Annotated in this window: 1 pseudogene; it reads left to right on the forward strand. The window is 69.9% G+C overall.

Features of this window, described 5'->3' with window-relative positions:
- Window positions 1–246: pseudogene (locus ACQG3P_RS21690) on the forward strand (ATP-dependent DNA helicase RecG); the annotation flags it as partial.

The raw sequence follows: 246 nt of genomic DNA on the forward strand, positions 1-246 counted from the left end.
AATCGGAGCAGTACCACGACCTGGCGCTGGCCAACGTCGACGAGCAGCACCGGTTCCGCGTGCACCAGCGGCTTGCGCTGCGCGAAAAGCGACCGCGCGGGCCCAGCGAGCCGCACCAGCTGCTGATGACCGCCACGCCGATTACGCGGAGGATGGCACTGTCCGTATACGCCGACCTGGGCGTGGCGGCGATCCACGACGTACCGCCCGGCCGCTCCCCGGTGCTGACCGAGGCCTGGAACAAGG

The sequence above is a fragment of the Stenotrophomonas sp. SrG genome (assembly GCF_050031795.1).
GTDB classification, from domain to species: domain Bacteria; phylum Pseudomonadota; class Gammaproteobacteria; order Xanthomonadales; family Xanthomonadaceae; genus Stenotrophomonas; species Stenotrophomonas rhizophila_A.